The sequence below is a fragment of the Mesorhizobium sp. M1006 genome, from assembly GCF_040318825.1.
Classification (GTDB): Bacteria; Pseudomonadota; Alphaproteobacteria; order Rhizobiales; family Rhizobiaceae; genus Mesorhizobium.
Map to the genome: position 1 here is coordinate 62,655 of NZ_JAMYMZ010000028.1, position 9,448 is coordinate 72,102.

Annotated in this window: 8 protein-coding genes; 7 read left to right on the plus strand and 1 reads right to left on the minus strand. The window is 65.6% G+C overall.

The genetic code is table 11. From position 1 onward, the window contains the following. Nucleotides 1–396 precede the first annotated feature (396 nt). The 4 genes from NKH60_RS23435 to lpdA all read left to right on the plus strand — a co-directional run bounded on the left by NKH60_RS23435 (nucleotide 397) and on the right by lpdA (nucleotide 5,705). The gene (locus NKH60_RS23435) at nucleotides 397–1,629 is read left to right on the plus strand and encodes a 3-methyl-2-oxobutanoate dehydrogenase (2-methylpropanoyl-transferring) subunit alpha (RefSeq protein WP_254817940.1); all 1,233 of its coding nucleotides are present in this window, start codon (nucleotides 397–399) and stop codon (nucleotides 1,627–1,629) included. Between the two features lie 2 nt (nucleotides 1,630–1,631). Then, nucleotides 1,632–2,645, plus strand: a complete 1,014-nt coding sequence (locus tag NKH60_RS23440) for an alpha-ketoacid dehydrogenase subunit beta (protein WP_352770428.1) — start codon at nucleotides 1,632–1,634, stop codon at nucleotides 2,643–2,645. Nucleotides 2,646–2,655: 10 nt separating this feature from the next. Beyond that, entirely contained in the window at nucleotides 2,656–4,047 is a 1,392-nt protein-coding gene (locus NKH60_RS23445; RefSeq protein ID WP_352837328.1) for a dihydrolipoamide acetyltransferase family protein, read from the plus strand. A 263-nt stretch (nucleotides 4,048–4,310) separates the two neighbouring features. Continuing rightward, nucleotides 4,311–5,705: a dihydrolipoyl dehydrogenase gene (gene lpdA / locus NKH60_RS23450; protein ID WP_352837331.1), complete on the plus strand. Its 1,395-nt coding sequence runs from the start codon at nucleotides 4,311–4,313 to the stop codon at nucleotides 5,703–5,705. Nucleotides 5,706–5,873: 168 nt separating this feature from the next. On the opposite strand, the gene NKH60_RS23455 is transcribed toward lpdA, so the two are convergent. Continuing rightward, entirely contained in the window at nucleotides 5,874–6,977 is a 1,104-nt protein-coding gene (locus tag NKH60_RS23455) for a saccharopine dehydrogenase family protein (RefSeq protein ID WP_352837334.1), read from the minus strand. 123 nt (nucleotides 6,978–7,100) lie between these two features. Here NKH60_RS23455 and NKH60_RS23460 point away from each other — a divergent pair, with 123 nt between their 5' ends. The 3 genes from NKH60_RS23460 to NKH60_RS23470 all read left to right on the plus strand — a co-directional run bounded on the left by NKH60_RS23460 (nucleotide 7,101) and on the right by NKH60_RS23470 (nucleotide 9,334). Then, a complete protein-coding gene (locus NKH60_RS23460) occupies nucleotides 7,101–7,529 on the plus strand; it encodes an Lrp/AsnC family transcriptional regulator (RefSeq protein WP_352770106.1) in 429 nt (142 codons plus the stop codon). 187 nt (nucleotides 7,530–7,716) lie between these two features. After that, nucleotides 7,717–8,082, plus strand: coding sequence for a RidA family protein (locus tag NKH60_RS23465; RefSeq protein WP_023675940.1), 366 nt, complete (start codon nucleotides 7,717–7,719; stop codon nucleotides 8,080–8,082). 22 nt (nucleotides 8,083–8,104) lie between these two features. Then, nucleotides 8,105–9,334, plus strand: a complete 1,230-nt coding sequence (locus NKH60_RS23470) for an amidohydrolase/deacetylase family metallohydrolase (protein WP_352837337.1) — start codon at nucleotides 8,105–8,107, stop codon at nucleotides 9,332–9,334. Nucleotides 9,335–9,448 lie beyond the last annotated feature (114 nt).

The following is a 9,448-nucleotide window of genomic DNA, read 5'->3' on the forward strand; positions in this document are numbered from 1 at the left end:
AACGGCGCCGCCCTCCTTTCCTTCTCCCCCTTGTGGGAGAAGGTGGATTGGCGCGCAGCGCCAAGACGGTTGAGGGGTGCTGGCCGGAGCGCTGTTGGTGCCAAGCTGGAACACCCCTCATCCGACCGAGCTTCGCTCGGCCACCTTCTCCCACAAGGGGAGAAGGAGGTGCTCGCGCCGCCCAACCCGACGCATGCCTTATCTGGCGGGAAACCCGGCGCAATCATCTCCCAAATTGCGCGCCGGCGCGGAAGATCGACAAGAAATTTCGCCGACATATCTCCATCCTGTCGGCCGCGGGCAGCAGCCAGCGGCAGCGAAGCCGCGCCCGACGAATTGGCACTGGTCTGGCGGTGTGCAAGTATCCTGGCCGGGCAACAGTGGAGGACCGAGATCATGGCCGATGCCGGAATGCTGCGCTTCCATGTTCCGGAACCGGAAGTGCGGCCGGGCGGGACGCCGGATTTCTCCAATGTGAGCATTCCAAAAGCTGGCTCGGTGCCGCGCCCGAAGATCGACGTCGACCCGCGCGACATCCGCGATCTGGCCTTCTCGATCATCCGCGTGCTCAACCGCGCCGGCGAGGCGGTCGGGCCGTGGGCAGGGCTGCTTTCGGACGACGAGTTGCTGGAGGGGCTGCGCCATATGATGACGCTGCGCAGCTTCGATGCGCGCATGCAGATGGCACAGCGCCAGGGCAAGACCTCTTTCTACATGCAGCATCTCGGCGAAGAGGCTGTGAGCTGCGCCTTCCGCAAGGCGCTGTCGCGCGGCGACATGAATTTTCCGACCTATCGGCAGGCCGGCCTGCTCATCGCCGACGGCTACCCGATGGTCACGATGATGAACCAGATCTATTCGAACGAGGCCGATCCGCTGAAAGGGCGGCAATTGCCGATCATGTATTCATCGAAGGAGCACGGCTTCTTCTCTATCTCCGGCAATCTGGCGACGCAGTACATCCAGGCGGTCGGCTGGGCGATGGCCTCGGCAATCAGCAACGATTCAAAGATCGCCGCCGCGTGGATCGGCGACGGTTCGACCGCCGAGTCCGACTTCCATTCGGCGCTGGTGTTCGCCTCGACCTACAAGGCGCCGGTCGTGCTCAACGTCGTCAACAACCAGTGGGCGATCTCGACCTTCCAGGGCATCGCCCGCGGCGGCTCCGGTACTTTTGCCGCCCGTGGGCTCGGCTTCGGTATTCCGTCGCTGCGCGTCGACGGCAACGACTATCTCGCCGTCCATGCGGTGGCCAAATGGGCGGCGGAACGGGCGCGCAGCAATCTCGGGCCGACGCTGGTCGAATACGTCACTTACCGCGTCGGCGCCCATTCGAGCTCCGACGACCCGTCGGCCTACCGGCCGAAGGCCGAGTCCGATGCCTGGCCGCTCGGCGACCCGATCGTCAGGCTGAAGAACCATCTCATCCAGCGCGGCGTCTGGTCGGACGAGCGCCACGCCCAGGCCGAGGCGGAAATCCTCGACACGGTGATTTCGGCGCAGCGGGAGGCCGAGCGCCACGGCACGCTGCATGCCGGCGGCAAGCCCTCGGCGCGCGACATGTTCGAGGGCGTCTATGCCGAGATGCCGCCGCATCTCAGGCGCCAGCGCCAACAGGCAGGGGTCTGACCATGCCGCGGCGGACCATGATCGAGGCGATCCGCGACGCCATGGACGTGTCGATGGCGCGCGACAGCCAAGTCATCGTGTTCGGCGAGGATGTCGGCTTCTTCGGCGGCGTCTTCCGCTGCACGCAAGGCCTGCAGGCGAAATACGGAAAGAGCCGCTGCTTCGATGCGCCGATCAGCGAATCCGGCATTGTCGGCGCGGCCATCGGCATGGCCGCCTACGGGCTGAAGCCTTGCGTCGAGGTGCAGTTTGCCGACTATGTATATCCGGCCTATGACCAGATTGTCTCGGAAGCGGCGCGGCTGCGCTACCGGTCGAACGGCGATTTCACCTGCCCGATCGTCGTGAGAATGCCGACCGGCGGCGGCATTTTCGGCGGCCAGACCCACAGCCAGAGCCCGGAGGCGCTGTTCACCCACGTCTCCGGCCTGAAAGTCGTGGTGCCCTCGAACCCGCATGACGCCAAGGGCCTGCTGATCGCGGCGATCGAGGATCCGGACCCGGTGATCTTCCTGGAACCGAAGCGGCTTTATAACGGGCCTTTCGACGGTCATCACGAGCGGCCGGTAACGCCATGGTCGAAACATGAGCTCGGCGAGGTTGCCGACGGCCATTACACGGTGCCGCTCGGCAAGGCGGTGATCCGACGGCCGGGTGCGGCGGTCACCGTGCTTGCCTACGGCACGATGGTCTATGTCGCCCGGGCGGCGGCCGAGGAGACCGGCATCGATGCCGAGATCATCGATCTGAGAACGCTGCTGCCGCTCGACCTCGAGACGATCGTCGCCTCGGTCAACAAAACCGGGCGCTGCGTGGTGGTGCACGAGGCGACGCTGACATCGGGGTTCGGTGCCGAACTTTCGGCGCTGGTCCAGGAGAACTGCTTCTACCATCTGGAAGCGCCGGTGGCGCGGGTCACCGGCTGGGACACGCCCTATCCGCATGCGCAGGAGTGGGACTATTTTCCCGGTCCCGCCCGGCTAGGCCGCGCGCTGGTCGAAACGATGGAAGCCTGAAGAGGGAACGATGGGCGAATATGTCATCAAGCTGCCCGATGTCGGCGAAGGCGTTGCCGAGGCCGAGCTCGTCGAATGGCAGGTCAAGGTCGGCGATCTCGTGCGCGAGGACGCCGTGCTTGCCGCTGTCATGACCGACAAGGCGACGGTCGAAATTCCGTCGCCCGTCGATGGCGAGATCGTCTGGTTGGGCGCCGAGATCGGCGACACGGTGGCGATCGGCTCGCCGATTGTCAGGTTGAAGGTGGCCGGCGAGGGAAATGTGAACGCAGGCGCGAAATCGGCGGAGGGTGAGGCGGCACCTACCCCCACCCCTAGCCCCTCCCCACAAGGGGGAGGGGGACGAGCTTCGGCCGCCAAAGCCGAAGCCAGGTCCAGCTCGCCCTTGGTCGGGCATGTGCCAAGAACCGAGGGCGCACGAACGGCGGATATGGAGTCCCCCTCCCCCTTGTGGGGAGGGGTTAGGGGTGGGGGTACTGCGCCGGCTTTCGGGGGTATAGCGCCGGTCGGTGCGCCGCGCCCCGAGGGAGAAAAGCCACTGGCCTCGCCGGCCGTCCGCCTCAGGGCGAAAGAGGCCGGCATCGACCTTCGGCAGGTCCCGGGAACCGGCCCGGCCGGCCGCATCCGGCACGAGGACATCGACGCCTTCCTGGCACGCGGACCCCGGCTCGCGAAGGCCCCTGGCCTCGCCCGCAACGAGGCGGTCGAGGACATCAAGATAGTCGGGCTCAGGCGAAAGATCGCCGAGAAGATGACGCTGGCCAAGTCGCGCATCCCGCATATCACCTATGTCGAGGAGATCGACGTCACCGCGCTCGAGGATTTGCGCGCCGCGCTCAACAAGGAGAAGCGGCCCGGCGCGGACAGGCCGAAGCTGACGCTGCTGCCGTTCCTGATGCGGGCGATGGTCAAGGCAATCGCCGACCAGCCCAATGTCAACGCACTGTTCGACGACGAAGCCGGCATCGTCCACCAGCATGGCGGCGTCCACATCGGCATCGCCGCGCAGACGGCTTCCGGGCTGATGGTGCCGGTGGTCAAGCACGCCGAGGCGCGCGACATCTGGGACTGTGCAGCCGAGGTTGTCAGGCTGGCCGAGGCGGCAAAATCCGGCACGGCGACGCGCGACGAGCTCTCGGGCTCGACCATCACCATCACTTCGCTGGGCGCCATGGGCGGCGTGGCGACGACGCCGGTGATCAATCATCCGGAAGTGGCGATCGTCGGCGTCAACAAGATGATGGTGCGGCCGGTATGGGACGGCAGCCAGTTCATCCCGCGCAAGATGATGAACCTGTCCTCCAGCTTCGACCACCGCGTCGTCGACGGCTGGGATGCAGCGGTATTTATCCAGCGGATAAAGACGCTACTGGAGACGCCGGCGCTGATTTTTGTGGACTGAGGAGATGAGAACGGTCGCAAAGGCCCCCTCGCCCGGCAGCATGGGGCGCCGGGACGCTGGCTCCCCCTTCTCCCCTTGTGGGAGAAGGTGTCGCCGAAGGCGACGGATGAGGGGTGCTCCAGCTTGGCACCTACCGCACTCCGTCCAACACCCCTCATCCGTCTCGGCGCTACGCGCCGATCCACCTTCTCCCACAGGGGGAGAAGGAAAGGCGCGCAGCGGCCGGATGGTGGGGCATTTATCCTCGAAAGGACGCAGCTGACATGAAGGAAATCTCCTGCAAGCTGCTGGTCATCGGCGCCGGTCCGGGCGGCTATGTCTGTGCCATCCGCGCCGGGCAGCTTGGCATCGACACGGTGATCGTCGAGGCAGGCAAACCGGGCGGAACTTGCCTCAATGTCGGCTGCATCCCGTCAAAGGCGCTGATCCATGCAGCCGAAGAGTTCGAAAAGCTCTCGCACATGGCCGGCGGCAAAAGTCCACTCGGCATAACGGTCGCGGCACCGTCGCTTGATCTCGCCGCGACCATTGCCTGGAAAGACGGCATCGTTAGCCGGCTGAACAACGGCGTCGCCGGCCTGCTGAAGAAAGCTGGCGTGAAGACGGTGCATGGCTGGGCGACATTTCGCGACGGCAAGACCGTTGCCGTCGAGACCGAGATCGGCATGCAGGTGATCCGAGCCGAAACGGTGGTGATAGCGACCGGCTCGGCGCCGGTCGAGCTGCCGTCGCTGCCGTTCGGCGGGCCGGTCATTTCGTCGACCGAGGCGCTGGCGCTGAGCGAAGTTCCGGAGAGGCTGGCGGTGGTCGGCGGCGGCTATATCGGGCTGGAACTCGGCATCGCCTTTGCCAAGCTGGGCGCCAAGGTGACCGTGGTCGAGGCGTTGCCGCGCGTGCTGGCGCAATATGATGCGGAACTGACCCGGCCGGTGGTGAAGCGGCTGGCCGAACTCGGCATCGAGGTGCTCGTGAACGCCAAGGCCAAGGGGCTGTCCACTAAGCGCGACGCGCTGCTGGTCGAGACGAATGGCGGCAAGAACGGCAAGATTGCCGCCGACAAGGTGCTGGTCACGGTCGGTCGCAAGCCGGTGACCGAAGGCTGGGGGTTGGAGCAGATCGACCTCGACATGGCCGGACCCTTCATCCGCATCGACGACCAGTGCCGCAGCTCGATGCGTGGTATCTTTGCCATTGGCGACGTCACCGGCGAGCCGATGCTGGCGCACCGGGCGATGGCGCAAGGCGAAATGGTCGCCGAGATCGTCGCCGGCCACAAGCGCAGCTGGGACAGACGAGCGATCCCGGCTGTCTGTTTCACCGATCCGGAGCTGGTCACCGCAGGCCTGTCGCCGGAGGAGGCCAAGACCCGTGGCGAGATCAAGGTCGGACTGTTTCCCTTCACCGCCAATGGCCGGGCGATGACGAAGTTGGGCGAGGACGGATTCGTCCGGGTAGTGGCGCGGGCGGACAACCATCTGGTGCTTGGCATCCAGGCCGTCGGCCAGGGCGTGTCGGAACTGTCGACGGCGTTTGGGCTGGCGCTGGAGATGGGCGCGACGCTGGAGGACATCGCCGGGACGATCCATGCCCATCCGACACAGGGCGAGGGTTTTCAGGAAGCGGCGCTGAAGGCGCTGGGGCATGCGCTGCATGTCTGAGGGCTCGCGCTCTCCCCCCTTGAGGGGGAGATGGCCGGCAGGCCAGAGGGGGTCGGTTCGACTGGATGCGACCTCCCTTGCGACAGATGGAGGTTGGCGCTCTACGCGAGGCGACCCCCTCTGTCGCCTTCGGCGACATCTCCCCCTCGAGGGGGGAGATTACGCAGCTCACCCTGCAAGCCGGCTAACCATTTCGTGCTGCGCATAGGCGCGGCCGAAGCGGTTGGCCAGGAACGCGTCGAGCGCGATGTCCTCCTGCTTGATGAAGCCCCTGGCCGGCAAGCTGCCGTCGGCGAGCATGTCGAGCACCGCGCAGATGGCCGATGCGGTGGTGATCTGGATGGCGCTGCGCACCGTTTCGCCGTCGCGCCTGGCGTAGATCTTGTTGGCGTAGGTCTCCTGCAGCAGACGGCCGTTCTTGCGGCCGCTGACGGTGACGAAGACGATAACCACGTCCTGCAGCGTTGCCGGCAGGGCGCTTTCGAAAATGTCCTTCAGCATATCGCGGCGGTGGCGCAGGCCGAGGTCGTTGAGCAGCGCCTTCATGATCGCGGCATGGCCGGGATAGCGGATGGTGCGATAGTTCAGCGTCCGCACCTTGCCTTTCAGCGTTTCGGCCAGCGTGCCCAGCCCGCCCGAGGTGTTGAACGCCTCGTAGGTGACGCCGTCGAGCGAGAATTCTTCACGCTCCTCGAGCGGCGGCACTTCGATCAGCTCGCCTTCGACGATCGCCTCGCAAGGCTCGCAATATTCGTTGATGACGCCGTCGGTGCTCCAGGTCAGATTGTAGTTCAGCGCATTCGACGGGTACTGCGGCAGCGCGCCGACCCGCATGCGCACGCTTTCCAGCGTGTCGAAGCGGCTGGCGAGATCGTTGGCAACTATCGAGATGAAGCCCGGCGCCAGACCGCATTGCGGGATGAAGGCGCTGCTGCCGGAACGCGCCAGTTCCTTGACCCGCCTGGTGCTGACAACGTCCTCGGTCAGATCGAGATAGTGCACGCCGGCGCTGGCCGCCGCCTCGGCGATGCGCGTGGTCAGATGGAAGGGCGCCGCGCTGAGCACCGCGAATTTGCCGGCCAGGGCCGCTTCGAGGGTGCCGGCGGCTTCGATGTCGAGTTCCAGCGTCTCGACCGTTTCAGGCAGTTCGGCCGCGCCGAGCTGCGCCGCCGAGCGGTCGACGAGCGTGACCTGGTAGTTGCCCGTGGAAGCCAGCATCTCGGCAATGGTCGAGCCGATCTTGCCGGCGCCGACGACGATGATTTCCTTCATGACCGGTCCCTCGCACCAATGCTAAATTCACGGTTAGAATCGCAGCTTGCCTGTCGAAAGGAAGCGTGAGATTGTACGAAACGCAGCCTCTCTTTGGGCAATGTGACGGTAAGGTTCGTCGAAATGCTCAGCGATGCCGACCAGGCTCTGCTTTCCCTGCTGCGCACCAATGCGCGCGCCTCGACCGCAGAACTGGCGCGGCGCCTCGGCGTCTCACGAACGACGGTGCAAAGCCGGATCGAGCGGCTGGAAGAGCGCGGCATCATCGCCGGCTACGGGGTCAGGCTGTCGCCGGATTACGAGCAGGGGCTGGTCAGGGCGCATGTCCTGCTCACCGTCACCCCCAAGCTTGCCGACAAGGTGGTGCGCAGCCTGCAGGCGCTGGCACCGGTTCGCACGCTGCACTCGGTTAGCGGCAATTTCGACATGATCGTCATCGTCGAGGCGCCGTCGATCAGGGATCTCGACACGCTTCTCGACCAGATCGGCGCCATGGACGGAGTCGAGCGCACGTCGTCGTCGATCATCCTGTCGACGCGGATCGACCGCTGAGCGGGCTGGTGTCGCGGGTCCAGACGCTGGCGCGAAGGATCACCGAGCGCAGTGATCGTTCTGGCGCTCTCGCGGCAAAGCGATATAGGCTTCGAAGATGTTGGATGAGACTCGCAGAGGGGCCGCGTCCTCTCGCGCCAAGCTGACAAGTCGCGCGGTCACGCAACGATTTCCAGAGGAGACCTCCTTGCCCAAGCAGTGTTTTGGAAAATCCCATGTGCCGTTGTCGCCGGCGGTCAGGGCCGGCGATTTCGTCTATGTCTCAGGCCAGGTGCCGGTCGGCACAGACGGGCTGGTGGTCAAGGGCGGCATCGCCGAACAGACCGAGCAGGTGCTGTCGAACGTCAAGGCGGCACTGGCGCTGGCCGGCTGTACCCTGGACGACGTAGTCAAGACGACGGTCTGGCTCGAAGACGCCCGCGATTTCGGCATTTTCAACACCGTCTATGCCAGGCATTTCCCGAAAGACCCGCCGGCGCGCACGACAGTGGAGTCGCGGCTGATGATCGACATCAAGATCGAGGTCGAGGCCGTTGCCTACAGGCCGGCCTGACGGGAAAATGGAGACAGGCGCGATGCAATTCGATCTCCTGATAAAAGGCGGCCGCCTCATCGATCCGGCCTCCGGCCTCGACGCGCAGCGCGATCTGGCGATTGCCGACGGCCGTATCGCCGCGATCGACACCGAAATCCCATTCGAACGTGCCGCCCACGTCATCGATGCCACGGGCTCGATCGTCGCGCCGGGCCTGATCGACCTGCACAGCCATGTCTATTGGGGCGGCACGTCGCTCGGCGTCGATGCCGACCGGTTCGCCGCAAAGAGCGGCACCACCACCTTCATCGATGCCGGAAGCGCCGGCGCCGGCAATTTCCTCGGCTTTCGCCGCCACGTCATCGAGCGCTCGAAAGTCCGCATCCTGGCCTATGTCAACATTTCCTTTGCCGGCATATTCGGCTTCTCGCAGACCGTGTCGGTCGGCGAGTGCAGCGACCTCCGGCTCTGCGAACCGCGCGAGACGGTAGCGGCGGCTCGCGAGCACGCGGACGTGGTTGTCGGCATCAAGGTCCGCTCGGGTCGCCATGCCGGCGGCACCAGCGGCATCGCGCCGGTCGATCTCGCGCTCGAAGCCGCCGACAAAGCCGGCCTGCCGCTGATGGCGCACATAGACGAGCCGCCGCCGGGCCGCTCGGAAGTGCTGCCGCGGTTGCGCAAGGGCGACATCCTCACCCACTGCTTCCGGCCGTTTCCCAACGCGCCGGTCTTCGCCTCGGGGGCGGTGCGGCCAGATATGCGGCTGGCGCGCGAGCGCGGCGTCATCTTCGATATCGGCCACGGCATGGGCTCGTTCGATTTCGAAGTGGCGAAAGCGATGCTCGGCGAGGGGCTGGCGCCGGACGTGATCAGCAGCGACGTGCATCTCTACTGCGTCGACGGGCCGGCCTTCGACATTCTGGTGTGCATGTCGAAGCTGCTGGCGCTCGGCATGCCGCTGGTCGAGGTGCTGCGCGCCGCGACACAGCGGCCGGCCGAAGCGATCGCCAGGCCCGATCTCGGCAGGCTGGCGGTGGGTGCGGTCGGCGACATCGCGGTGCTGCGGCTGCGTCCGGGCCGCTTCACCTTTGTCGATTCGGTCGGCGCCTCGCTGGTCGCCGAGCAACGGCTGGTCTCGGACGGAATCGTGGTCGGCGGCAGCTGGTGGCCGAACGAGGCGGTGGACGATCTCGGCGAAACCGAGCGTTTCGAAGCGCATGCGCACGACACGCATGTCGAGGTGGCGAGCCGGCATTTCGGGCGTGGGTGATCTCCCCCCTTGAGGCAGGGGAATCGCACATGGCGATTTTGGGGTTGAGTTTAGGCTGAGAAAGGATTCTTTGGAGAGGCAGTTGAGCGAAGGAGCGACTGCCATTTCCTGCCT